The 23,844-nt window shown below is 71.2% G+C and carries 19 protein-coding genes; 6 read left to right on the top strand and 13 right to left on the bottom strand.

Annotated features, from left to right (window positions below; translation table 11 throughout):
- The first annotated feature begins 47 nt into the window (after positions 1–47).
- On the top strand, positions 48–2,018 hold the full coding sequence (locus CP981_RS03910; RefSeq protein WP_085923380.1) for an ABC transporter permease: 1,971 nt from the start codon (positions 48–50) through the stop codon (positions 2,016–2,018).
- A gap of 40 nt (positions 2,019–2,058) precedes the next feature.
- On the opposite strand, the gene CP981_RS03905 is transcribed toward CP981_RS03910, so the two are convergent.
- From CP981_RS03905 to CP981_RS37550, 8 genes are all read right to left on the bottom strand, one after another.
- Positions 2,059–2,505: a nitroreductase family deazaflavin-dependent oxidoreductase gene (locus tag CP981_RS03905; RefSeq protein WP_085923379.1), complete on the bottom strand. Its 447-nt coding sequence runs from the start codon at positions 2,503–2,505 to the stop codon at positions 2,059–2,061.
- A 544-nt stretch (positions 2,506–3,049) separates the two neighbouring features.
- Positions 3,050–4,504, bottom strand: a complete 1,455-nt coding sequence (locus CP981_RS03900) for a SulP family inorganic anion transporter (RefSeq protein ID WP_085923378.1) — start codon at positions 4,502–4,504, stop codon at positions 3,050–3,052.
- Positions 4,505–4,521: 17 nt separating this feature from the next.
- Positions 4,522–5,124: a carbonic anhydrase gene (locus tag CP981_RS03895; RefSeq protein WP_085923377.1), complete on the bottom strand. Its 603-nt coding sequence runs from the start codon at positions 5,122–5,124 to the stop codon at positions 4,522–4,524.
- 91 nt (positions 5,125–5,215) lie between these two features.
- The gene (locus CP981_RS03890) at positions 5,216–5,617 is read right to left on the bottom strand and encodes a hypothetical protein (protein ID WP_143658831.1); all 402 of its coding nucleotides are present in this window, start codon (positions 5,615–5,617) and stop codon (positions 5,216–5,218) included.
- Between the two features lie 161 nt (positions 5,618–5,778).
- Positions 5,779–7,089 carry an MFS transporter gene (locus CP981_RS03885; protein WP_085923375.1) on the bottom strand — a complete coding sequence of 437 codons (1,311 nt, stop codon included), beginning with the start codon at positions 7,087–7,089 and terminating at the stop codon, positions 5,779–5,781.
- Between the two features lie 31 nt (positions 7,090–7,120).
- Positions 7,121–7,633, bottom strand: coding sequence for a glycine-rich domain-containing protein (locus tag CP981_RS03880; RefSeq protein ID WP_085923374.1), 513 nt, complete (start codon positions 7,631–7,633; stop codon positions 7,121–7,123).
- Between the two features lie 52 nt (positions 7,634–7,685).
- A complete protein-coding gene (locus CP981_RS03875; protein WP_085923373.1) occupies positions 7,686–8,924 on the bottom strand; it encodes a hypothetical protein in 1,239 nt (412 codons plus the stop codon).
- Between the two features lie 126 nt (positions 8,925–9,050).
- The gene (locus tag CP981_RS37550) at positions 9,051–9,206 is read right to left on the bottom strand and encodes a hypothetical protein (protein WP_167536049.1); all 156 of its coding nucleotides are present in this window, start codon (positions 9,204–9,206) and stop codon (positions 9,051–9,053) included.
- A 371-nt stretch (positions 9,207–9,577) separates the two neighbouring features.
- Here CP981_RS37550 and CP981_RS03870 point away from each other — a divergent pair, with 371 nt between their 5' ends.
- Complete coding sequence (locus CP981_RS03870; RefSeq protein WP_150522309.1) at positions 9,578–11,290, top strand: enoyl-CoA hydratase-related protein; 1,713 nt, start codon at positions 9,578–9,580, stop codon at positions 11,288–11,290.
- Positions 11,291–11,375: 85 nt separating this feature from the next.
- On the opposite strand, the gene CP981_RS03865 is transcribed toward CP981_RS03870, so the two are convergent.
- Entirely contained in the window at positions 11,376–11,903 is a 528-nt protein-coding gene (locus tag CP981_RS03865; protein WP_244329534.1) for a winged helix-turn-helix domain-containing protein, read from the bottom strand.
- An 824-nt stretch (positions 11,904–12,727) separates the two neighbouring features.
- Here CP981_RS03865 and CP981_RS03860 point away from each other — a divergent pair.
- From CP981_RS03860 to CP981_RS03850, 3 genes are all read left to right on the top strand, one after another.
- On the top strand, positions 12,728–13,690 hold the full coding sequence (locus CP981_RS03860; protein WP_208852888.1) for a hypothetical protein: 963 nt from the start codon (positions 12,728–12,730) through the stop codon (positions 13,688–13,690).
- Positions 13,691–13,901: 211 nt separating this feature from the next.
- Positions 13,902–15,353 carry an amino acid permease gene (locus CP981_RS03855; protein WP_085923643.1) on the top strand — a complete coding sequence of 484 codons (1,452 nt, stop codon included), beginning with the start codon at positions 13,902–13,904 and terminating at the stop codon, positions 15,351–15,353.
- Positions 15,354–15,494: 141 nt separating this feature from the next.
- Positions 15,495–16,379, top strand: a complete 885-nt coding sequence (locus tag CP981_RS03850; protein ID WP_085923642.1) for a GNAT family N-acetyltransferase — start codon at positions 15,495–15,497, stop codon at positions 16,377–16,379.
- An 81-nt stretch (positions 16,380–16,460) separates the two neighbouring features.
- Here CP981_RS03850 and CP981_RS03845 read toward each other — a convergent pair whose 3' ends face one another.
- From CP981_RS03845 to CP981_RS03835, 3 genes are all read right to left on the bottom strand, one after another.
- Entirely contained in the window at positions 16,461–16,967 is a 507-nt protein-coding gene (locus tag CP981_RS03845; RefSeq protein ID WP_085923641.1) for a DinB family protein, read from the bottom strand.
- Between the two features lie 349 nt (positions 16,968–17,316).
- Complete coding sequence (locus CP981_RS03840; RefSeq protein ID WP_085923640.1) at positions 17,317–17,508, bottom strand: hypothetical protein; 192 nt, start codon at positions 17,506–17,508, stop codon at positions 17,317–17,319.
- Between the two features lie 123 nt (positions 17,509–17,631).
- The gene (locus CP981_RS03835) at positions 17,632–20,040 is read right to left on the bottom strand and encodes a SpoIIE family protein phosphatase (RefSeq protein ID WP_085923639.1); all 2,409 of its coding nucleotides are present in this window, start codon (positions 20,038–20,040) and stop codon (positions 17,632–17,634) included.
- Positions 20,041–20,192: 152 nt separating this feature from the next.
- On the opposite strand from CP981_RS03835, the gene CP981_RS03830 reads away from it, so the two are divergent.
- Entirely contained in the window at positions 20,193–20,972 is a 780-nt protein-coding gene (locus CP981_RS03830) for a VOC family protein (RefSeq protein ID WP_085923638.1), read from the top strand.
- A gap of 80 nt (positions 20,973–21,052) precedes the next feature.
- On the opposite strand, the gene CP981_RS03825 is transcribed toward CP981_RS03830, so the two are convergent.
- A complete protein-coding gene (locus CP981_RS03825) occupies positions 21,053–23,842 on the bottom strand; it encodes a hypothetical protein (protein WP_085923637.1) in 2,790 nt (929 codons plus the stop codon).
- Between the last annotated feature and the right edge of the window lie 2 nt (positions 23,843–23,844).

The raw sequence follows: 23,844 nt of genomic DNA, 5'->3' as shown, positions 1-23,844 counted from the left end.
CAGCCCGTGCGCGCGCCGTCCGGCCCGCCCCGAGCCGAGGAACCCCGATGAGACGCACCCGCACCCCGCCCCCGGCAGGCAGGTTCCGCGCGCCCGGCACCCGCACCCCCGTCGTGCTGGCCGTGCCCGCACTGGTCGCCGTCGCCTTTCTGCTGCTGCCGCTCCTCGGCATCCTCGCCCGCACCAACTGGAGCGACCTCGGCACCCACCTCACCAGTCCGGGAGTCCTCGAAGCGCTCCGGCTGTCGCTGCTGGTGTCCTTCTGGGCGCTCGGGCTCGCGCTGCTGCTGGGCGTTCCGCTGGCCTGGCTGCTGGCACGGGTCAACTTCCGCGGCAAGGCGCTGGTCCGCTCGCTGGTGCTGCTGCCGATGGTGCTGCCGCCGACCGTCGGCGGTGTCGCGCTGCTGCTCGGCTTCGGCCGCCGTGGCCTGCTCGGCCCCTGGCTGGAGGACACCTTCGGCATCGTGCTGCCGTTCCACACCTCCGGTGCGGTGGTCGCGGCCACCTTCGTCGCGATGCCGTTCCTCGTCATCAGCCTGGAGGGCACGCTCGCCGGACTCCGCCCGAGTTACGAGGAGACCGCGGCCTCCCTCGGGGCCTCTCCCGTACGGGTCTTCTGCACCGTCACCCTCCCCATGGTCGCCCCCGGCCTCGCCGCCGGCGCCGCGCTGACCTGGGCCCGTGCGCTCGGCGAATTCGGCGCGACGATCACCTTCGCCGGGAACCTGCCCGGCACCACCCAGACCCTGCCGCTCCAGGTCTATCTGCTGCTCCAGGACTCCCCGGCAGCCGCCACCTCGGTCTCGTTGCTGCTGCTGGTCATCGCGATGGCCGTACTGGTCTGTCTGCGCGGCCGCTGGACCGGCGCCACCAGCACCGACCGCGCGGCCCGCCGGGTACGCGCCGCCGACGACACCGGCACCCCGGCCCCGCCCGCCGCGACCGCCGAGGACCCCGTCCCACCGTCCGCGGCGCACCGGGAGCGCTGGCCGCTGCACGCCGAGGTCACCGGTTTCAACCGGCTGACGCTCGACGCCGACCCGGGCACCACCATCGCCGTCGTCGGCCCCAACGGCGCCGGCAAGACCACCCTGCTGCGTGCCCTGCTCGGCCTCACCCCGCGCGCCCGCGCCGCGCTCCGCCTCGGCGACACGGACGTCACCGCGCTGCCCCCGCACCGCCGCGGCGTCGCCTGGGTCCCGCAGGACGGTGCGCTCTTCCCGCATCTGAACGCCCTGCACAACACCGCCTACGGGCTGCGCGCCCACGGCACCCGGCGCGCTGACGCCCGCCGCACGGCGCAGCAGTGGCTGGACCGGCTCGGCGTCGGCCACCTCGCGCACCGCAAGCCCGCCCAGCTCTCCGGCGGACAGGCCCAACGCGTCGCCCTGGCACGGGCGTTGGCAGCCCGCCCCCGGCTGCTGCTGCTCGACGAGCCGCTCGCGGCGCTCGACCAGACCACCCGTGCCCGGGTCCGGCACACTCTGCGCAGTCATCTCGCGGAATTCGGCGGCGTCTGTCTGATCGTCACGCACGACCCGGTCGAGGCGGTCTCCCTCGCTGACCGGGTCCTCGTCCTCGACGAGGGGCGCGCCCTCCAGGACGCCCCGCCCGCCGAGGTCACCCGGCACCCGCGCTCGCCCTGGGTGGCCCGGATGCTCGGCCGTAACGCCTGGCCGGGCACCATCACCGGCGACGCCCTCGCCCTCACCGACGGCGGCCGGCTGGTCATCGCCGACCCGCTCCCCGACGGTGCCCGAGCGCTGGCGATCATCGCTCCCGAGGCCGTGTCCGTACACCTCGACCGGCCCACGGGCAGCCCCCGCAACGTCTGGCCGGGCACCGTCCGCGAACTCACCTCAGCCGGCAGCCGGCTGCGGGTACTGATCACCTCGCCCGAGGCGCCCGATCTGGTGGCCGAGATCACCCCCTCGGCGGCACTGGAACTCGGCCTGGCCGACGGTGTGTCCGTATGGACCAGCGTCAAGGCCACCGAGGTCTCCCTGGTGACCCTGTGATCCTGTGCCCCTGTGACCCGGTGAGCGTGCAGGCGGCAGGTCAGTGCGCCGTGGCCGCCGGTTCCAGCACGAACACCGGGATCTGCCGGTCGGTCTTCTTCTGGTAGTCGTCGTAATCGGGGAAAGCCTCGACGGCGCGCCCCCACCACAGCGCCTTCTCCGGCCCGGTGACCTCACGGGCCGTCATGTCCTGGCGGACCGGGCCGTCCTGGAGCTCCACCCGCGGATCGGCCACGAGGTTGTGGTACCAGACGGGGTGCCGGGGCGAACCGCCCATGGAGGCCACCGCCGCATACGCCCCCTCATGCTCCACCCGCATCAGCGGGCTCTTGCGGAGCTTGCCGCTCCTGGCGCCCCGGGTGGTGAGGACGACGACCGGCATTCCGCGCAACGTCGTGCCTTCCCTGCCGCCGGAGGTCTCGTACAGCTCGACCTGATCGCGTACCCACTGCGCGGGGCTCGGCTCGTACTCACCCTGAAGAGGCATGCGGTCCGTCCCATCTCCGTAGACAACGTGACATCGCTCGCGGCCGGGGGCGTCGGCGCCGTCCGGCATGGTCCTGACGATCGCTCAACAGCCGCGGCGGGCACAATCTTCCCGGGCCCCGCCGTCGTGTCCGCGCGAGCCCCCGGTCCGCCTCTCGCGCGGTCATCCGGCCGTGCCGTGCCAACTCACCGGTGTTCATGTGCCCCGGGGGGCTTGGGCGACGGCCGGTTTCGTCGCGATCGGTGTCCTCGGATGTCTCAAAGTAGCCCTCGGCGCCGGTGGTCTTGCGCCGCCGGCCTTCGGTCTCGGCGTCGCCGTGGCAACTGCGCGTGCGCCGCCGCGCACCGCGGACATCCTCCGGCTGACGACGGTGGACGCGGAACGCGGTGGAGCGCTCGGCACATCGGTGGCGGCACGGCGCCGGCCACCGGCGGCTGCCCCGGGACGCCTCATCGGCGGGTACGGGAGCAGCCGGACCGGTGGCCGGCGGCGCATGTGGTCAAGGCTGCCCGGCCGCCAGTCGGCGGCGCGGGCAGGCCGGTGGTCAGGACACCAGTTCCACCTCGCGGGCGCTCCGGCGGTGCTGCTCGGTCCAGTTGTTGAGGGCGGCCTCGCAGGCGTGGTCGAGGTGGCGCAGCCCGGTCAGGTCGAGCTCCACGTCCCGGTCAGCGGGCAGCGATTCGAGCTGGTCGAGGATCTTCGGCAGCCGCAGGAACGTGGCGTTACCGACGGCCCGCACCTGCACCGGCTCCGTCGTGTCCTCCGGCGTCTGGATCTCCAGGTGGACATGGGAGGTTTCCCAGGCGGTCTTCGCGACGGCCATCAGCAGACCGATGAGCACGCCCTCGAACATATTGACCGTCACGATCGCGATCGCGGTGGCCAGGAGGACCACGGCCTCGCCGCGGTGCTCGCGCCACAGCGGACCCAGCGCACGCACCGGGATGAGCTTGCAGCCCGCATGCACCAGGACGCCCGCCAGTGCGGCCACCGGCACGACACCCAGTGCGGCCGGGAACGCCGCGGCGAACACCAGCAGCCAGACACCGTGCAGCACCCGCGAGGCCTTGGTCTTCGCGCCCGCCTGCACATTGGCGGCGCTACGGACGATGACGGCGGTCATCGGCAGGGCACCCAGGACACCGCAGACGGCGTTGCCCGCACCCTGGGCCATCAGCTCCTTGTCGTAGTCGGTCTTCGGCCCGTCGTGCAGCCGGTCGACCGCGGCCGCGCTGAACAGGGACTCGGCGGACGCGATCAGCGCGAAGGCGAGGACCGTGCCGAGCACACCGAAGCTGCCGAGCCGGCCGAGGTCGTCGAGGCCGGGGGGCTGGATCGCGTCCAGCAGCCCGCTGACCTGGACCCGTGCGACGGGCATGTCCAGCGCCCAGACCGTGGTCGTGGCGAGCGCGACCGCGGCCAGCGGCGCTGGCAGGACCCGTGCGGCGGGCCGCCAGCGCGGCCACAGCACCAGGACGGCGATGGTGCCGGCACCGATGGCGAGCGCGGCCAGCGCGTCCGGCGACCCCACGGTGGAGGTGACCAGGCCGGGGAATCCGCCGATGTTGGCGAGTCCGCTGCCCGGCGCCTTGGCGTCCGTGAGGGCGTAGAGCTGCCCGGCGATCAGGACCAGGCCGATACCGGCCAGCATGCCCTGGACCACGGCGACCGAGATCGCCCGGAACCAGCGCCCCAACTTCAGTGCACCCATGGCCAGTTGGAGCACACCGGCGGCCAGTACCAGCGCACCGAGCGTGCCGAGGCCGTACTCCTTGACGGCTTCGAAGACCAGCACCGTCAGACCGGCGGCGGGCCCGCTGACCTGGAGGCTGCTACCAGGGAGCAGACCCGTGAGCAGACCGCCGACGACACCGGTGACCAGGCCCAGTTCGGCCGGGACACCGGAGGCGACCGCCACCCCGACACACAGCGGGACGGCCACGAGAAAGACGACGAGGGAGGCGGTGAAGTCCGCCCGGAAGGAGGTGAATCGCTTCATGAGATCCGGCCCCGCCATCAGAGGGGGAGGAACAGGTCGGAGGCCGGGTGATGCGCGGCCACCATGCCGGTGTGCACTTCGTAGAACCAGCCGTGCAGATTGACCTCTCCGGCGGCCAGCCGCTCCTGTACACAGGGGTAGTCGCGCAGCCGGTTGACCTGTTGGCGCACATGCTGCTGGACCGCGGCGGCGACCGTCGGTTCCTCGTCGCTGGGCAGTTCGTCGGACAGTGCCTGCGCCAGCCAGTCCCGTACGGCCGGAGCACCGGTCAGGTCCTCGCCGCGGGCCTTGGCGCCCACCGCGCCGCAGTGCGAGTGACCGCAGACCACGATGTCGGCCACGCGGAGCACACGCATCGCGTACTCGATGGTCGCGGCCTCCGCGCAGGCCGCCATACCGTCCTGGTAGACGGGCACGGCGTTGCCGGCGGTGCGGAGTTCGAAGAGTTCACCGGGCTGTGCGCCGGTGATCAGGGACGGTACGACCCGGGAGTCGGAGCAGGTGATGAACAGGGCGAGGGGCGACTGACCGGCCGCGAGGCGGCCGTACGTCTCTTGTTCGTCGCGGCCCTCGGCGATACGGGCCATCAGGCCCCGGGCATGCTGGATGAAGGTCTCCACGAGGAGGTCTCCTGCTGATGAGGGGTGCCACTGTGGGGCGGTGGTGGGAAGGTATGAGGTGCGGCTGGTGGGGCAGGCCACCACGGCGCCCTCAGCAGCGGAAGACGCAGTGGAGAAGCGGGATTTCGGCCGGTCTGGATGCGGCTTTGGTGGTGCTGCCGGCCTTGGGGTCACCCGATGCCGGGAGGGTGTGCGGCGCCGCGATGCCGCTGAGCGGTGGCAGCGGACGGCCGGTGTGGTGCGGGACGCCGGCGGCGGTCCGGACGGTGCGCCGGGGCTGGCCGCGCTCGGCCGCGCGCTTGGACTTTTCCTCAGTGGTGTCGTAGCTCGGCTTGACGGCCGGCAGGGCGCTCGCGGACTTCGCGGCGGGCGCTCCGGAGAACGTCGCCCGGTCCATGTCGGGATCCGCCGTGCTGCCCAGCAGGAAGGTCAGGATCACCATGACGGCGACCAGCGGCGTACGGAAGAGACGCGGCACTGGTGTGCCCTGCATGCAGGTGTCCTTCCGCATCGTTGCCCCCCGTGGCTCGTTCACACGGTCACCCTGCCCTCACAGTGCAGCATCCAGGTTTCCGGCGTGATAACGAGAAATGACGCCAAGTTTCAAGATGTCCCGAATCTCGATTCGGGCACATCTGTGTGACGAACGGACGTTCATTTAAGTTCCCGCTCCGCGGGGGAAGTTGCCGGAACGGAGTCGGCGGGCGCAGGCCGGCGGACCGCCCACGCGACCACGGGCACGACCGCCAGCGCGAGCACCGCACCCGCCAGCGTCAGGGTCGGATAGCCGCCCAGGACGACGACCAGCCCCGAGGACATGCCCCCGGCCGCGCCCGCGAGCGCGATACCGACATCCACCAGGCCCTGGGCCGACGCGCGCCGGGCGGGCGGCAGCGCGTCGGTGACGATGGCGGTGCCGCTGACCAGCCCGAAGTTCCAGCCGAGGCCGAGCAGTACGAGTGCCGTGGCGAGCGCGGGAACGGAGTGCGGCGAGGCCACGGCGGCCAGGATTCCGGCGGCGGCCAGTGTCAGGCCGGAGGCACCGGCGATCCACAGCCGGCCGACGCGGTCGACCAGCAGCCCGGTGAGCGGGGACGGCAGGAACATCGCCCCGACGTGCAGGGCGATGACCAGCCCGGCCGCCTGGGTGTCATGGCCGTGCGCCTTCATATGGACCGGCGTCATCGTCATGACCGCGATCATCACGAGCTGAGTGAGGATCATGACCGTGGTGCCGATGACCACCTCACGCCGTCGCGGCTGCGCGTCCGGCCGTTCGCCGGTGTCCTTGGCGGAGCGCTCGCCGGCCTCCGCGGCCTGAGCCGCCGCCAACTTCTCGGCCAGTCGCAGCGGATCGGGCCGCAGCAGAGCGGCCAGGGCCACCGACGCCGACCCGAACGCGGCGACGGCCAGCAGGAACGGCCCGGCGAGACGGGGGATGCCCCAGGAGTGCGCGACCTCTCCCGTGAACGTCACCAGGTTGGGGCCGACCACCGCGCCGAGCGTGGTGGCGAACAGCACCGTGCTCACCGCCCGGCCACGCCGCTCGGGCGCGGCCAGATCCGCCCCTGCGTAGCGCGCCATCAAGTTCGTTGCGGTGCCCGCCCCATAGACCAGCAGGGACGTGAACAGCAGCAGCGCACTGCCGACGGTGGCCGCCACGACGACCCCGAGGCTGCCGAGCGCCCCTACGGCGTACCCGAGTGCCAGCCCGGGGCGGCGGCCGTATCGCCGGCAGATCTGGCCGATGCCGAGGGCACCCAGCGCGGCCCCGGCGGTGAACAGCGCACTGGGCACCCCGGCCAGCCCGGTCGAGCCGAGCATCTCCTCGGCGAGCAGCGCTCCGACGGTGATTCCGGCGGCGAGGCCCGCGCCGCTGAGGATCTGCGAGAACACCAGGACGGACAGAATCCGCCGCTGTTCGGGTATCTCGTGGCCGACCGTGACGTCATTCCGGTCCGTCATGATTCCTTTCGGTTCCCGCGGATGCGGGCGGCTAGGTCGCCGCCATCGGTTCGAGTGCCGCGATGGCAGCGAGTGACAGGCCCATCTGCTCGTGGAGGAAGCGCACGATCGTCCAGTGCGGCAGTGCCTCCTCGTCGAACGGTCCGAACTCCTGGCAGTACAGCGGAATCCAGCGCAGGGCCTCTTCGAGGGCCTGCTCGCGGCCCGGCTCCTGCTGGTAGTCCTCATAGGCGATGCTGCGGTGCTCGATGAAGAACTGCCCCGGCAGCCGTTCCTCACACAGCGCCCGGTATTCGCGGGTCTGAAGGATGAGGTAGTGCCAGATCTCGTCGATGTCCTGCTCGACCGGCAGGAAGAGACCGCCGAGCCGGTCGTGGTGGCGGGAGACGAGATAGAGATAGCGCAGACACTCGGTGACCTGGCGCTCCACGAACTCCCGCGGCGCGGTGGTCTTCTCGTCGAAATACGTCACCACTTCGGCGTGCAGCGCCGCACCGAGCAGTTCCTTGAGGTCATCGGCGGATATCCGCGGCTGGCTGGTCATGCTTCTCCTGTCCGAGTGGCGCGGACGTCCGGGAACGCGGACGTCCGGTGGGTCAGCTGCCGGTCGTGAGCCAGGCGTACTTGCCTGACTTCCCGATGGGGAGGTGCGTACGGTGGGCGAGCCGGCAGCGCCGCCCGGTCAGTTCACCGACGCCCTGTTCCAGGGCCGAGGCCTGGGGGAGTCCGACGGGCGCGCCGTGGAAGGTCGTGTACACCAGCTGTGCTTCGGCATCGCCGGTCAGCTGCAACTGGTACAGGAAGATGTCCGGGGATGTCTCACCGATGCACCGGTCGAGGTCGCCCTGGGCGACCGGCCCGTGCGGAGTGCTGAGCAATTCCTTTTCCCGGCCGCAGAATTGGGCGATTTTTCCCGGGTCGGGCGAACCGTCCAGGGTCCGTACGCAGTCGCCCGAGCGGTAGCGGATCAGCGGCATATAGGGATTGCGCACGCTCGACACGATGAGCTGGTAGATGGTGCTCCCGGTGGCGACCGGCTGGAGCTCGACGCTCATCTTGTCGAGGTGCGGCCAGTAGGTGCCGCGGCGGTCGCTGTAGTAGAGGTATCCGAGCTCGGTGCTGCCGAAGAGGTCGATGACCGGGCAGTCGAAGTGCTGGTGCAGAAAGCGCCGGACGTTCTCCGGGGTGTATTCGTAGGCATGGATGATGCTCGCGGGCGGCGGGAAGTCGTCCCACAGCCCCCATTCGCCGACCTTTCGCACCAGATGCGCCAGGTGGTAGCCGGAGCAGTCGAGGTGGTACCGGCCGCGCGGGTGCGCCTGCCGGGCGGCCCGGATCTCCGTGAGCATCCGCACCACCTCGTCCCGCTCCCACAGCGCCGGGTCCAGCCGCAGATTGACGTAGCAGGTCCGCTCGTCGAGCCAACGGTCATCGAGGGAAGGGACCGGCTCCGGCGTGGTGCCGCGCCGGGCGGCGCTGACCCGGGCCACATGTTCCGTCGCCAGCACCGTGGTGAGGGACACCCGCCGGCAGCCGGCTTCCCAGGTCTCGGCGATATCGGGGTGTTCGCTCCAGAGCTGGTAGTAGGAGCGCAGCAGGAAATACGGGGGCCGGATGATCTGCATCCGGGCGTGGTGGGTGCCGGTGGAGAGGACGAACTCGGCCTCTCCGGACTCCAGCGCCGCGGCCAGCCGGGGCGTCATCCAGTTGTCGGGAAAGCCGCGCGCGATCTCCGGCTTGTCGAGTAGGGGGAAGTAGCCCTTCGCCAGCGACTCACGGTAGATCGGTATGTCGCGGATCTGCTCGATGACCTCGGCGGTCGGCTGACCATCCATGGAAATCCTCGTCGTTGCTCGGGATGCGGTGCACACGGGGAGTTCGGGGCGCGGGGCCCGGGAGCGGGCGGCGGCACGATGTTCACCGCCGCCGGACCACTCCCGGGCTTCTGGGTGGCGCGAGGGTCAGGAGATGCAGCCGGCCTTGGGCGCGGCACTGATGCAGCCCGCCTTCGGGGCGGCGCTGATGCAGCCGTTCTTCGCTGCCTGCTGGGCGGAGTTGGCGGCGATCCAGTTCTGCCAGACGTTGTCCTGGGCCATCTTCTTGATGAGCTGCTCCATGGGAACCTCCGAGAAAGAGTGCGGAAGGCGGACGACGGGCACACGGCGCTGACCTGCGCCGATGCCACGCAATGAAAGTAAAAGTATGGCCAAGTGGATGTCAATTAAAGGCAATGTTCTGGGCGGCGGTTGGGTGACCGGTGCGCCAACTTTGGCGGGATCCTGACGAGATGATCACCACCGGACTACTTGATGCTCCGTCAACTGACGGCGTGCCCCGTACCGGCGCCCCGGTGGTGCGGGCGCGCCGCATTGCGCCGCACGGCGGCCGTCGATCGGGTGACCCGTAGCGCGGCTCCGGAGCCGGGCGGCCACCGGTGGGGGACGATCCAGCCGTCCGCCCATCGGTCCCAGCTCCAGGGGAGTCTGCTGTGCGCATTCTGCTCATCGCCGGCGCGTTCAACAGTCTGACGCAGCGCGTGTACGCCGAACTCGGTGACCACGGACACCAGGTGAGCGTGGAGCTGGTGACACGGGACACACCGCTCCCCGAGGTCGTACGCCGCCATGCGCCGGAGCTGATCGTGGCGCCGATGCTCAAGACGGCCATCCCCCGGGAGGTGTGGTCCGCCCACATCTGTCTGATCGTGCACCCCGGGCCCGTCGGCGACCAGGGGCCCTCCTCCCTGGACTGGGCGGTACATCTGGGCGCGGACCGGTGGGGCGTCACGGTGCTTCAGGCCAACGACGAGATGGACGGCGGCGACATCTGGGCCGCGGCGAGCTGCCCCGTCCCCGGCGTGGGCAAGAGCGACCTCTACCGCAACGAGATCGCCGATGCCGCGGTCGGAGCGGTCCTGGCGGCCGTCGCCCGTGTGGCGTCCGGAACCCACCGCCCGCAACCACAGGGCGAGCTGTCCGACGCCGCGAAACCCGGCCGCCCCCGGCCCCCGTTCCGTCAGGACCTGCGCCGGATCGACTGGCACGCGGACCCCACCGACGCCGTCGTCCGCAAGCTGCGCGCCGCCGACTCCCAGCCCGGCGTGCGGGACGAACTTCTCGGCGACACCTGGCATTTGCACGGTGGCCACCCGGAGGACACCCTGACCGGCCCGCCGGGTGAGCTGCTCGCCACCCGATATGGCGCGATCTGCCGGGCGACGGCCGATGGCGCGGTATGGATTCCGGAACTGCGGCCGCCCCGTGCGGCAGGGGAGCCCGGCACCCTGAAACTGCCCGCCACCCTGGCGCTGGGCGACCGCCTCCCGCCGCTCCCCGAAGTCCCGGCCCCCCTTGAAGACCCCGGCGACGGCCTCCGGACCTGGAGCGATATCCGCTATCGCGAGGACGGCCCGGCCGGCTTCCTGGAGTTCTCCTTCCCCGGCGGTGCGATGAGCACCGACCACTGCCGGAGGCTGCTCGCCGCCTACCGCCACGCCTGCACCCGGCCGACCTCCGTGCTGGTCCTCGGCGGCCGCCGGGACTTCTTCTCCAACGGCATTCATCTGCATGTCATCGAGGCCGCCGCCGACCCCGCCGAGGAGTCCTGGGCCAATATCAACGCCATGGACGATCTGGTGCACGCCGTCCTGACCACCACCGACCGGCTGGTGGTCGCCGCGCTCGGCGGCAATGCCGCGGCCGGCGGGGCGATGCTGGCCCTCGCCGCCGACGAGGTGTGGTGCCGCGCGGCCGTGGTGCTCAACCCCCACTACCGGCTGATGGGGCTCTACGGATCCGAATACTGGACCTACACCCTGCCGGGCCGGGCGGGCCCCGAGGTGGCCGGGCAGCTCACCGCACGCGCCCTGCCGATCACCGCCGCGACCGGAGCCCGGCTCGGCCTGGTGGACCGGATCCTCGACTGCCCCGCGCAGGACTTCGCCGCGCAGACCGCGGGGCTCGCCGCCCGGCTGGCCTCGGCGTCCTCGACACAGGCCCGTATCGCCGCGAAGAAGGCCGACCGGGAACGCGACGAGGCCCACCGCCCGCTCGCCGCCTATCGGGAGCTCGAACTGGCGCAGATGCACCGCACCTTCTTCGACCCGGACCAGCCGTATCACGCCCTGCGCCGGGCCTTCGTCCGCAAGGAACCCGCGGCGGCGACCCCCTCGCACCTCGGCTCCGCACCTGCCGCGACCTGAGGACGCGCGGCAGCGGGCCGGTGACCGACCGGCGTGGGCCGGTCACCGGCCCGCTGCCGCGCGAGCGCCCGTCGCGGCTGCCGGCCTACGAGACGGGCTGGTACTTGTAACCGATCCCGAACACCGTGCTGATGGAGTCGCGCAGGCCGGGGCCAAGGCGCCGGCGCAGGCGGGCGATGTGGACATCGACGGTGCGGTTGCTGGACTGGCAGCTGGGCCAGACAGCGGCCATCAGCTGCTCCCGGGTGAAGGCGCGCCGGGGATGCAGCACGAGATGGGCCAGCAGGTCGAATTCCAGGCGTGGCAGATCGAGTTGGCGGCCCCTGACAAAGACGGTCCGGGCCGCGGTGTCGATCCGGACCGGCTCCGGACGCGGAGGGCCGGCCGGTGGTTCCTCGCCCGGTTCCGTGCGCGGGGGCGCCAGGATGATGTGGACCTCGTCCGACGGCAGCCGGTGCACCGATACGGGTTCCAGGTCGTGCAGGGTCAATTGCCACTTGCCGTCAGGAAGCCGGTCGACCGCCAGGGGTGGCCCTTCGCCGGGCCCGGCTGTGGGCGGCCGGCCGAAGTCGGCGTCCGGTCGCAACGCAAGCGGGGTCGTCGAGGAGTTCATTAACATGATCTGGGCCCATTCCTCTTGCAAAGCAGGCGTGTACGGACAGACATGGCGGTGCTCGACGTGCAGGGGCGCTGAGGTGCTGCCGCAGTGCTCACGGCGCGGTCCGGTGTGCGGCGGGTGGCGACCCAGGCACTTGTGGTGCAGGTCCGCCCAGCGGGGTCGATCGCTCCGTTCGCGCCGCAAGAACGCTCGCGCCCATGCCCCTACCCAGCCATGACGTGGTGTGAAGTCACGGCCTCCGGTCCGGATGAACGCTACATGTGATCGCGCGCTTCCGGAAAGTAGCATCCGCTAATTCGGTTGCTCTTGAGCCGAATTTGTGATGCGTGGCCCCAACGCGGGTGGCGGCCCAGGGGGTTGGGGCCGGGGGTGCTGCTCCGTTCAACAAGTGCACGGTCCCTGGGGGAGCGTGGGCGGGTCGGGCGAGGGCTCGCCCTCCAGGGCTTCGCGGTCGTCGTCACCCCCTCCGGCTCGCGCGAGGGGTGGGTAGGGAAGCCGGGGATACGGAGGGGTAATCGGCAGCGATGTGCACTTGTGGAGGACTTGTAAACCTATGAATATGCCAAATAAATGGCCTGTGACGAACGGACCGGCAAAGTGGAGGGCTTCTGAAGGTTCGGCCGAGAAGTTGTTTCTGTTTCAATTTCATCGAGACTAAAAGGTGCGGAACCAGATATTCCAGGCGGCTTGTTTTCGCAATGAGTTGAGGATGAGTAGGGTGTGGCCGCTGTCACTTGACCGGTGGCAGGGGTCCAGCTGAATTCGGCGCAGCTGGAATGCCGTGTGGGGGAAGACGCCTTCGTGACCGGGAGGGGACCATGGCGGCCGGCTCTTTCGAGGGGCAGTACGTGTGGAGTCCAGCGGCCGATGACCGGGCCCTGGCGCGCGCGTGTATGGACGTCCGGGCCGGGCGGTACTTGAGCGCACACGAGGTTCTCCGGGAAGCCCGGGAGGATTTCGAGGTGCGGGCCCACCGTTCGCTGGTGCTGGCGTCCGTGGCAGCCGATTCGGACCTGGCCGAGCGCTGGCTGGCCGAAGAGCCGGGGCCGGATGCGGCGCTGCTCTGGGCCCGGGTGGCGATGCTCCGGGCCCTGCGGATGGCCGACGCCGACGCCGGTGACCGGCGGCAGGGCGCCCTGGCGCGGATAGCGCAGTCGGCGTGCGAGCGGGCCGCCAAGCTGCTCCCCGACGACCCCACCCCGTGGGTGGCCCAGCTGGCGCTGACGCGCCTCGACCGCCCCCAGGACCCCGCCCCGCAGGGGCTGCTGACCGCGCCGGCCGGCCCGTGGTACCTCTTCGCGCACATCCTCCGGCTCGACCCCTGGCACCGCGAGGCACACCACCGCTTTCTGTCGTTCTTCTTCACCCGCTACGGCGGTTCGTCCAGCGCGAGCTGGGACGTGGCCGCGTTCCTGAGTCAGCGGGCCCCGGCCGACTCACCGCTGCGGCTGCTGCCGCTGGTGGCGCTGGTCGAGGACTACAACCCGTCCGCGCTGCTCGCGGACCACACATGGGAGCAACCCCAGTGGATCAGCGCCGCGTTGAGCATCTACCACCAGTGGTTCCCGCGGGTGGCCGATTACCGCTTCACCCCGGTGCTGGATCTGGCGTATCTGGCGCATGCGCTGTTCATGGCGAAACATGAATTCGAGGCGCGGGAAGTCTTCACCGCCATGGGGCCCTATGCCTCGCGTATGCCCTGGAGTGCATTCGGCGATCCCGAGGAGCAATTGACGAAAGCCAGGCGCTCGTGCGGTCTCCCCGTTCCGCACGGCGGCTGATTCACCGGTGCACAGGGTGTGGTGTGAGTTCTTTGCCGCAATAGGCGCCCCGTTCTGCACCCCCGTTCGAGCGATTCAGTCCAATCCATTCACACCCCCGTTTCCCCCCAGAAAGGTTTCGGTTGTGTCCGAGCGTATGTCTCCAGCTCGCTCGCAAAACCCCCACACGACAGACCCCGTCACCCTTGACGACGATGCCACGCTCCACGCCATGGGCTATCCGCGGAAACTGACCCGCAGATTCCGCGCGTTCGACAACTTCGCCATTTCTTTCACCATCATCAACATTATTTCCGGCATCTTCTCCTCCTTCGGGTTCGGGATGAACGCCGGCGGCCCGCGGATCCTGATCTTCGGCTGGATCGGCGTATCGGTCATGGTGCTGTTCGTCGGCGCCGCGATGGGCGAGATCGCCTCCGCCTACCCGACCAGCGGCGCGCTCTACTTCTCGGCCGGCAAGCTGGCCAAGCGCCACCAGGGCGCCTGGTCCTGGTACACGGGCTGGCTGAACTTCGTCGGCCAGGTCGGCGGCACCGCCGCCACCAACTTCGCCGCCGCCACCTTCATCCAGGCGTTCATCGCCATGCAGTGGCCGTCCTACGAGGCGACACCGCAGCAGACGGTCGGCATCACCGCGGCCATCCTTCTCCTCCAGGCGCTGGCCAACACGTATACGGTGCGCCTGGTCGCGGTGGTGAACCGGATTTCCGTGTGGTGGCTGCTGATCGGCATGGTGGTGATCGTCGGCGCGCTGACCTTGATACCCGACCACCACCAGTCGCCCTCGTTCGCGCTGCACTTCGTCAACAACACCGGCTTCACACATGCGATTTACGGCGGAATGCTGGGTCTGCTCGTCACCAGCTGGACCTTCACCGGTTTCGACGGCAGTTTCCACATGTCCGAAGAAACCGTGAAGGCGACGGTCAACGCGCCCAAGGGCATCATGCGGGCGATCAGCTACTCGGCGATCACCGGACTGATCCTCATGCTCGCACTGGTGTATGCGATCCGTGACTACGGGCATGCGGCGAGTGCCGAGGCGCCGCCGGTGCAGATTCTCGTCGACGCGCTCGGCCAAAGCACCGCCAAGTTCCTGCTGTTGATCGTTATCGGCGCCATGCTGTTCTGCGGGCTTGCGAACATGACCAGCAATACCCGGCAGATCTTTGCCTTCTCCCGGGACGGCGCGATGCCCGGCTCCCGTTGGTGGCATTCGGTCTCCGCGCGCACCCGTACCCCCGTCAAGGCCGTCTGGCTCGCCGCGGCCTGCCCCCTGGTGCTGGTGCTGCCCGGCTGGTGGTCGCACACCGCCTTCACCGCGGTGGTGAGCGTCAATGTCGTCGGGCTGTTCCTCGCCTACGCCGTGCCCATCTTCCTGCGGCTGCGGCTCAACGACTTCCAGGCCGGGCCGTGGAACCTCGGGCGCTACGGCAAGCCCGTCGCGGCGATCGCGGTGACCTGGATCCTGATCAGCAATGTGCTGTTCATGCTGCCGCAGGCGTACCCCATCACCCCCGCCTCGTTCAACTACGCGCCGATCGCGCTGGCAGTGGTGCTGATCATCGCCACGGTGTGGTGGTTCGCCACCGCCCGGCAGCGCTTCCAGGGGCCGGTCAGCTACGGCCGCCCCGACGAGGTCGCCGCCATGGACCTGATCTGACGCCGGCCGCGCAGGCGGACGGGTCCGGGCTCGCCGGAGGAGTTGCTCCGGCGGGCCCGCCCCGCCCGGCACCCGGCACCGGCGCCACACGCTTCCCGTTCACTCGCCCCCTGACCCCACCAGAAGGGACGACCACCCGGCATGCCCACTCTCGGCAACGCTCCGGATCCCCAGCCCGTCACCGGCGAACTCACCATCGGCAACGCCTCGTTGGACGACTGGCACGAGGTGGCCCAATGGGCCGCCGACGAAGAGTGGAACCCCGGACGCGGCGACACCGTCTGCTTCCACCCCACCGACCCCGCCGGCTTCTTCCTCGGACGCCGCGCCGGACGGACCGTCTCCGCGGTCTCGGTCGTCAACTACTCGGACGCCTACGCGTTCCTGGGCTACTACCTCGTCCACCCCGACCACCGCGGGCAGGGCCTGGGCCTCGCCACCTGGCGGGCCGCCTTCCCGCACGCCGGTGCCCGGACCGTGGGTCTCGACGCGGTCCCCGCCCAGCAGGACACGTACCGGCGCGCCGGATTCGCCCCCGCCTACGAGACCGTTCGCTACGCCGGACGCCCTCTCGGCCCCGGCACGCCCGCGCCGGACGTCGTCCCCGTCACCCGGGCGCATCTCGACGCCGTCGCCGACTACGACCGGCGCTGCTTCCCCGCTGACCGCCGTGCCTTCGTCACCCGCTGGCTGACGGCCCCCGGCCACACCGCCCGCGCGATTCTGCGCGACGGCGGGATCGCGGGCTACGGCGTGCTCCGCCCGGCCCGTACGGGGCACCGCATCGGCCCGCTCTTCGCCGACACCACCGCGGCCGCCGAAGCGCTCTTCGACGCCCTCGCGGCGTCCGTCGACCCGGCCGACGAGATCTTCCTCGACGTCCCCGGTCCCCGGCACGCCGCGCACGACCTGGTCACCTCCCGCGGGCTGACCCCGCGGTCGCACACCGTGCGGATGTACACCGGCCCGGTACCCCCGGTGGAGCAGGAGCGCACCTTCGGCGTCACCAGTCTCGAACTCGGCTGAGGGACCGCGTCCGCCGTACGCGGCGACGGCCGTCACCGGCTCCCGCCCGACAACGGCCGGGCGGGAGCCGGTGTGGTCGGCTCAGGCGCCGACCGTGCCGTCGATGGCCTCACGGAGGAAGTCCGCATGGCCGTTGTGGCGGGCGTACTCATGGATCAGGTGCAGCATCACCACGCGCAGGGAGACATGCTCGCCCCAGCGGGGCTGGTAGCCCGTGACGTCGAGCGAGGCGGCCGCCTCCTCGATGCGGCGGGCGTGCGCCACCTCCGTCTGCCAGGCCTCGAACGCCTCCGCGCCGTCGGCCTTGCTCGCGTCGTACGCCGCCTGGAAGTCGCCCTCCTCCGACCAGACGAGCGGGATGTCCTCGCCGTTGATCACCCGGCGGAACCAGGTGCGTTCCACCTCGGCCATGTGCCGCACCAGCCCGAGCAGGGAGAGCGTGGACGGCGGGCTCGACTGACGCCTGAGGTCGTCGTCGGACAGGCCCTCGGTCTTCATGGCGAGCGTGGCCCGGTGGAAGTCGAGGAAGGAGCGCAGGGTCTCCCGCTCGCCGGCGCGCATGGGCGGGGAGAGGCGTTCGGTGGTCACGGAGGGTTCCTTTCCGCGGCGAGCTCCCGGGCAGGGCTCGGCCGGTGTGGGGCGGGGCGCCGAGAGGCGTCATGGTCGTGGGAGCCGCTTTCGGGCGCCAGGGCCGGAGGAGAGCCGGGGCCCGTGGAGGGGGAGAGCCCCCTGAAGCCCTCCGGAGCGTGCCGGGAGGCGGCGGTCGCACGTGATCTTCCCGGGCGCCGCGGGTCGCCGCAAGGGGTTTTACCGCGGTCGCGGGTGGCGGACGGCGGTGGCCGCGCAGGGCCCGGTCCGCGGCGGGCGCACCCTCGCACACCACCGCGCGGAACGGGCCGTCCTCCGTGTGCCCCGCCCGCTGCTCAGCCGGCGGTGCTCAGGGCAGATAGCGCTCGATGGCGCCGGGTCCCTCCTCAGCGATCAGACGCCTGGCCCATTCCAGGCTCGCGGGGGTGGGTTCGCGCCCGGACGCCTTCACCAGGTCCTCCGGGTCATAGGGCCGCTCGCTACCGGTGTACAGCTGAGTCGGCCGCCGCTCGGCCGCCTGCTCCCTGCCATTGGTCGTCACAGGGTCCTCCTCTGTCCGCGCCCGCCGAGTCGCCGGGACCTCGCTTGGTTCCATCATGGGACCCGCTCCGAACACCCGCACGATGTGCGCCGGGCCGGCCCCGGCCACCGCGCCCGCGGCCGGTCAGTGGGCCGGCCGCGGAGCCCCGGAATAGTGCGGCGGAAACGCCTGCTCCGTCCAGATCGTCTTGCCGTACGGCGTGTAGCGGGTACCCCAGCGCGGCACCAGCTGCGCGACGATGAAGAGCCCCCGCCCGCCCTCGTCGTCGCTGGCGCTGTGCCGGAGGTGGGGCGAGGTATGGGCGGTGTCGGACACCTCGGTCAGCAGGGTCCGGTCGCGCAGCAGCCGCAGATGCAGCGGCCCCGCGGCATGCCGTACGGCATTGGTGAACAGCTCGCTGACCACGAGTTCGGTCGCGTAGGACAGCTCCGCCAGGCCCCACTTCCGCAGCTGCTCGGTGGCCAGCTCACGGGCCGTGGCCACCGCGGCCGGCTCGGCGGGCAGCTCCCAGGCCGCCACCTGCCGGTTATCCAGCTCGCGGGTGCGCACCAGCAGCAGCGCCGAGTCATCGGTGGCCGGACCGTCCGGCAGCAGCTCGGCCAGGGCGTGGTCACACAGCTCGTCCAACGGGCGGCGGTGCTCGCCCAGGACCCCGCCGAGGATCCGCAGCCCCTCGTCCACGTCCCGGTCACGGGCCTCGACCAGCCCGTTCGTGAACAGGGCCAGCAGACTGCCGACCGGCAGTTCGAGCTCCAGGGACTCGAACGGCAGGCCCCCCAGCCCCAGGGGCGGGCCCGCCGGAAGATCCGGGAAGGAGACACCGCCCTCCGGGTCGACGACGGCCGGCGGCAGATGCCCGGCCCGCGCCATGGTGCACCGCCGCGACACCGGGTCGTAGACCGCGTAGAGGCAGGTCACGCCGGTCGCCACATCGTCCGTGCCGAGATCCGTGCCGACCGTCGCCGCCTGCTCCTCGGCGGTCTGTTCCACCAGGTCGTCCAGCCGGCCCAGCAGCTCGTCGGGAGCCAGGTCGAGCCGGGCCAGGGCGCGCACGGTCGTCCGCAGCCGCCCCATGGTCGCCGCCGCCCGGAGGCCGTGGCCCACCACGTCCCCGACGACCAGGCCGACCCGGGTACCCGAGAGACCGATGACGTCGAACCAGTCGCCGCCGACCCCGGCCCGGTCATCGCTGGGCAGATAGCGGTAGGCCAGATCGACCGCCGACGGGGACGCCAGATGCTGGGGCAGCAGATCGCGCTGGAGGGTCAGCGCGGCGGTGTGTTCCCGGGTGAAGCGGCGGGCGTTGTCCAGGCACACCGCCGTCCGGGTGACCAGCTCGTCGGCGAGTTCGATCTCCCCCTTGTCGAAGGGCGTCATCGGGGCGCCGCGCCGGAAGGTGACCAGTCCCATCGGGGTGCCGCCGGCCCGCAGCGGCACGACGATGGTGTTCTCCTCGCGCACCATCCCGCCCGAGGAGAGGCTGCGGTACTGGAGCGAGCCGGGCGGGTACTCGACGCGGTGCGGGCTGTACGGGGCGCTGTCCGGCCCCTCATGGGCGGAGCGGGTGGCGACCCGCACCAGCGTGGGCAGCGCACCGCCGGCCGGCTCCGGCTCGTCGCCGTTGAGTACGGACCGCATCAGATCGACGGTGACCGCGGTGGCGAACTCCGGCACCGCCACCTCGCTGACCTCCCGGGCGGTGACGGTCATATCGAGGGTGGTGCCGATCCGGGCGCCGGCCTCCACCAGCAGGTTCAGCCGGCGCTGCGCCTGGTAGCGGCCGGTGATGTCGAAGGCGTCCTCACACACCCCGAGCACCTGCCCGTGGGTGTCCTGGAGCCGGTAATAGGAGCAGGACCAGACGTGATCGGGCCCCGGGTCGGAGGGCTGCTGGCCGACGAAGTGCAGATCGAGGATCGGTTCGCCGGTGTCGATGACATGGTGCATCACCGCGTCGAGCGTGCGCGGATACCCCTCGGTCACGAACGTGCCGCCCGGATACAGCTCATCGGCGCGGGCCCCGAGGAACTCCCGCAGCGGCAGCCCGACCTCCCGGATATAGGCGCTGTTCGCCCAGGTCAGCCGGAGATCGGTGTCATAGATGCCCAGGCCCACCGGGGACCGGGTGGCCAGCCCGTGCAGCATCGCCTGGCGGGACTCCCACAGCCGGTGGGCCTCCAGTTCGGCCGCCACCAGGACCCGGGCCGGCCGGTGGCCGGGGCCTGCGGAGACCTTGGCGAGTGGGCAGAACGCGGCCGCCATCCGCACCAGTCGGCCGTTCCGGTGCCGCACCGTGAGCTCCCGGCCGCCGCCCAGCGCGTCGTCCGGTGCGTCTCCGGTTCTGACAGCGGGCGGAACCAGCTGCTCCAGGGGCTGTCCGACGATCTCCTCCGGCAGATAGCCGAGGAGCCGCTGGGCCGCCGGGCTCCAGCCGATGATCAGGTCCTGGGCGTCCAGCACCGCGGTGGCCGCCCTGGCGACGTCGAGGGGACCACGGAAGTCAGCGCTCTCCGCCGCGTTCCATGCGTTCATGGCATCAGCCCAGCCCGGTTCGGTATCTACAGCATCGAGCCTGATCAAGACCGGCACAACCGCGCTGCCGCAGGGCAGACGCGCCCTTGGTGCGGCACCGCTCCGTCGCTGGCAGAGTGGGAAGGGGCGCTGAGCAACAGGAGGCAGATGTCATGTCGGCCCATGGGCCCGTCCCCGCGGTACGCGGCGCTCCGTGCTGGGTCAGTTTGATGGCCCGCGACCTGGAGGCCGCGCAGGAGTTCTACTCCGCGGTCCTGGGGTGGCGTTTCCGTCAGGCCAGCCTCGGTGAGGAGTTCTGCATCGCGCTGGCCGGCGGCCAGCCGGTCGCCAGCATCGGGGCCCTTGCCCAGAGTTTCCAGGTCGCGGTGGCCTGGACCTCTTATTTCGCGGTGGAGAACGCCGACGAGACCGCCGACCGGATCCGTGAGCGCGGGGCGACGGTCGCCGTCGGCCCGCTCAAGCTGGGTCCCGGACGCGCCGCCCTCGCCGCCGATCCCGACGGCGCCACCTTCGGCTTCTGGGAGGGCCAGACCCTGGCCTGGTCGGTCGGGCAGGGCAACGCTCCCGCCTCTCTCGAACTGCGCACCCGTGACGCCTTCGCCGCCGCCATCTTCTACGCCGAGGTCCTCGGCTGGGCGTCCGGGGAGCCGGGCGGCTGCGATGTGACCTACGAACACGACCAAGTGATCGTCAGCGACGGTACGCACGCCGTCGCCAGCCTGCGCGGCGGCGGCGTCGAGTCCGCCCCGGACCCGCGGGTGCGTCCCCGCTGGCACGTCCACTTCCCGGTCCGTGAGATCGAGAAGGTGACGGCCACCGCGGTGGCCGCCGGCGGCACCGTCACCCCTGTCACCCCGACCGCGGACGGCGAGGGCTGCCAGGCCGTCATCCGTGACCCGGACGGCGGGCTGTTCACGGTCACCTCGACCTGAGACGGGGGGCACTTCGACCTGAGGCGGACGGCCGGACCCAGACCCGGCACCGGTCCCGGCCCCTCCGCCGCCTCGCCCCGTCAGCGGTCCTTCTCCGCCTCCAGCGGTGGACACCACGACGACTGTTTCTGCCCGCCGACCCGGCCGCAGAAGCCCGCCTGGGTGGGCTTGCCCGCACCGTCGATGTGCTGCACGGACAGCAGCTTGTCCAACGGGACCTGACGGTCCACATCGCCGCCGAAGCTGATGATGCCGCTCTCCCCGTCGAGCGCCTCGTCCCCGTGCACTCCGCTGATCGCATGCCAGACGGCGGGCGGTGTCAACGGCATCTGCGCGGCGTCCTCGCGCAGTTGCTTGACCGCGTTGATGTACAGCTTGACGGCGTCGAAACCGAGCGCCGCATGGCCGTCCAGCGAGGAGCTGGCGACCTGGGCGCACTCCTCGGGGAACAGCCGGCCCAGCTCCGCGTACAGCTCGCTGGTGTCATCGCAGCGCGCCGAACCCAGCGTGAAGTCCAGGAAGTCGTACGGAATCCCGGGGTACTGCTGCCGGCGTTCCGCGTCGGCCGCCAGCCGGGCCACATCATCGCCGCCGAGGAGTGTGGGCGGATCAGAGTTACAGGACTCGTTGATGCCGCCGAGCAGCGACTCGAAGTCCTCCGAGCGCCCCGCGAAGAACACCATGCCGGGGTAGGAGCAGCTCCGTTGGCCGACCGTCCCGGGGCCGGGGGCGTCCGAGGACGGGTCCGCGCCCGGTGGCGGGGGAGGGGTGAAGGAGGTCTTCTCGACCGTGAACCCGCGGGCCCGGAAGCGCTGGGCGACATCGTCGCTGAGGGTCCTGCTGTAGGTGTCGCTGGGATCGGCGGAGCTGATGATCCGCACCCGCCGGGCCGGCTTCTTGGCGCCGTGGCCCACGACATGGTCGGCATAGGCCGCGGCGACGGCCGCCTCCCGGGTGTTCTGCGGCGACACCTGGAAATACATGGGCGACTGCCGCACGAGCGAGTCCGCGGACAGCGTGGTGGCCACCATGGGCAGCCCCACCGCGGTCAGCTTCCGGATCGTCCGGTTGGTGGCCTCCCGGCTCTGGTCGAGTCCGGTGACCCCGACGAGCGACGGATCCTGCTGCTGGAGCCCCGCCAGGATCCCCACCACCCGCGTGCCGAAGCGCATCCCCGACCCGGCGTTGGCCGGGAAGATCCGCAGAATCGGCTCCGCCGCGCCGGTGCTGCGCAGCTGCCGGGACTGGGCGCTCGCCGCGCCCTGGAGCGCCTCGCGCCCGTAGGCGAGCTGCCCGGTGGACTTGCCCGAGACGCTGAGCAGCGCCGACAGGTGGACGAGGGTGACGAACGGGCGTTCCGGCGCCGCGCGATGGGCCTCCTCGGCACGGGCGTTCTGGGCGTAGATGGTGCGGAGGGTCTTGTTGAGCAGCGGGTCGGGGGAGTGGAAGGTGAACCCGTTCCGGGCCACTCCGATGCACTCGCCGGTCTCCGCGGTGCGCAGGGTCTCCGCGTCGCCCTCGAAACGGTGCAGACCGCAGTGTGCGTCCCGGTAGTTGCTCTCCCGGCGCAGCACCAGCCCGCCCGCTCCCAGCAGGGCGACGAGGACACCGCACGCCGCGACCACCGACACCATCCGGCGGGCCCACAGCGGCGGTTCGGGAATCCGCAGCCGGGCGTCCTGCGCGACCTCCAGCCGCCGGGTCAGCTCGTAACTCTCATCGGACGGCGGCAGCAGCCGGGGAACGGTGACCGGCAGATACCAGGGCGCGCGGTTACGGGCCCGGCCCTGGTGCAGAAAGGTGTCCCGCCAGCCGCCGTAGAGCCGGTCGGCGAGCTCCCACAGCGAGTGGTGGCCCCAGTCGGCACGGATCCCGGTGCCTTCGGCGGGCGGCTCGGCGCCGCAGCTGATGACCAGCAGCGGATCGAAGGCGCCCGTCTCGTTGCGTACGTCGATGATGGTCTGCAACAGCGGATAGCCGCAGTTTCCGGCGTTCGCCCCGTCGAGCAGCGCCACACAGTACGCGGTGCGCCGGGCCGTACGGGGCCGCCAGATGCGGCGGCGGAACGCGACCCGCAGATCCTCCAGGAAGGCGTTGACCATCAACTTGCGTAACTGTTCCGGGTCTTCGACCTGGTGATGCGGTGCGGTCAGCCGCTCGGCGAACCCGATGAAGGTGCCCGGGTCACGCGGCGCCAGATAGGGCTGGTTGAGCAGCCAGCGGTACTCGCGGCCCAGCCCGCGGCGGACCCGGAACCAGGCGAGCGGGAAGACATGGACGGCGAACAGCCATACCCACCACGGCACGGTGCCGTCCACCGCGAGCTCGGTCTCCGGGGAGCGCAGCAGCCCGAAGAGCCGACGGCGCCGGAACTCCCGCTCGCGCAGCCCCTGAAGCAGGGTGTGGTCGTTGCCCTCCATACCGCCCGAGTACGGCGCTGCGCCGGTTGCCCCGGCCTGCGTCAGCCAGTTGACCAGGCCGAACCTGCGGAAGCGGACCCGCCCGTCGCTGCCGTGGACGCTGCGGGCGAAGCCCTGCGCCAGCCGCTCCAGCGTGTGGCGCACCGCCTCGACGGATTCCGGGGGCGGGGGCGGTGAGCCGTCCTGGAGGTCGTGCAGACAGTGCGGGACCCGGCGGGGATCGGCGTGGCTGAGGAAGTAGCTGATGCCCTTGGCGAGTTGGGTGTGCTCCTCCCCGCTCACCAGACACAGCACCGGCAGGCCTTCACGTCCCTGAGCCACTCCGCGGTGCCGCACCGGCTCCGGACACTCCCGGCGCCGTGGCCTGCGCACCAGATCGGCTATCAGACGCAGGAGATGCCCGGCTCCGCGGAAGACGGGGATATTGGAATCGAGTTCGTTCGACGCCATGA

It is taken from the genome of Streptomyces platensis, from assembly GCF_008704855.1.
Lineage (GTDB): Bacteria > Actinomycetota > Actinomycetes > Streptomycetales > Streptomycetaceae > Streptomyces > Streptomyces platensis.
Note: the sequence above shows the minus strand (reverse complement) of the source record. Positions and strands in the feature narration are given on the sequence as shown.

Bases quoted from the DNA above. Each gene is read 5' to 3' on its own strand.
- CP981_RS03880 (WP_085923374.1), bottom strand. From the start codon at position 7,633: ATGACCAGCCAGCCGCGGATATCCGCCGATGACCTCAAGGAACTGCTC.
- CP981_RS03875 (WP_085923373.1), bottom strand. From the start codon at position 8,924: ATGGATGGTCAGCCGACCGCCGAGGTCATCGAGCAGATCCGCGACATA.
- CP981_RS03865 (WP_244329534.1), bottom strand. From the start codon at position 11,903: ATGAACTCCTCGACGACCCCGCTTGCGTTGCGACCGGACGCCGACTTC.
- CP981_RS03890 (WP_143658831.1), bottom strand. From the start codon at position 5,617: ATGCAGGGCACACCAGTGCCGCGTCTCTTCCGTACGCCGCTGGTCGCC.
- CP981_RS03910 (WP_085923380.1), top strand. From the start codon at position 48: ATGAGACGCACCCGCACCCCGCCCCCGGCAGGCAGGTTCCGCGCGCCC.
- CP981_RS03850 (WP_085923642.1), top strand. From the start codon at position 15,495: ATGCCCACTCTCGGCAACGCTCCGGATCCCCAGCCCGTCACCGGCGAA.
- CP981_RS03900 (WP_085923378.1), bottom strand. From the start codon at position 4,504: ATGAAGCGATTCACCTCCTTCCGGGCGGACTTCACCGCCTCCCTCGTC.
- CP981_RS03835 (WP_085923639.1), bottom strand. From the start codon at position 20,040: ATGAACGCATGGAACGCGGCGGAGAGCGCTGACTTCCGTGGTCCCCTC.
- CP981_RS03885 (WP_085923375.1), bottom strand. From the start codon at position 7,089: ATGACGGACCGGAATGACGTCACGGTCGGCCACGAGATACCCGAACAG.
- CP981_RS03830 (WP_085923638.1), top strand. From the start codon at position 20,193: ATGTCGGCCCATGGGCCCGTCCCCGCGGTACGCGGCGCTCCGTGCTGG.
- CP981_RS03905 (WP_085923379.1), bottom strand. From the start codon at position 2,505: ATGCCTCTTCAGGGTGAGTACGAGCCGAGCCCCGCGCAGTGGGTACGC.
- CP981_RS37550 (WP_167536049.1), bottom strand. From the start codon at position 9,206: ATGGAGCAGCTCATCAAGAAGATGGCCCAGGACAACGTCTGGCAGAAC.
- CP981_RS03855 (WP_085923643.1), top strand. From the start codon at position 13,902: ATGGGCTATCCGCGGAAACTGACCCGCAGATTCCGCGCGTTCGACAAC.
- CP981_RS03860 (WP_208852888.1), top strand. From the start codon at position 12,728: ATGGCGGCCGGCTCTTTCGAGGGGCAGTACGTGTGGAGTCCAGCGGCC.
- CP981_RS03825 (WP_085923637.1), bottom strand. From the start codon at position 23,842: ATGGCGTCGAACGAACTCGATTCCAATATCCCCGTCTTCCGCGGAGCC.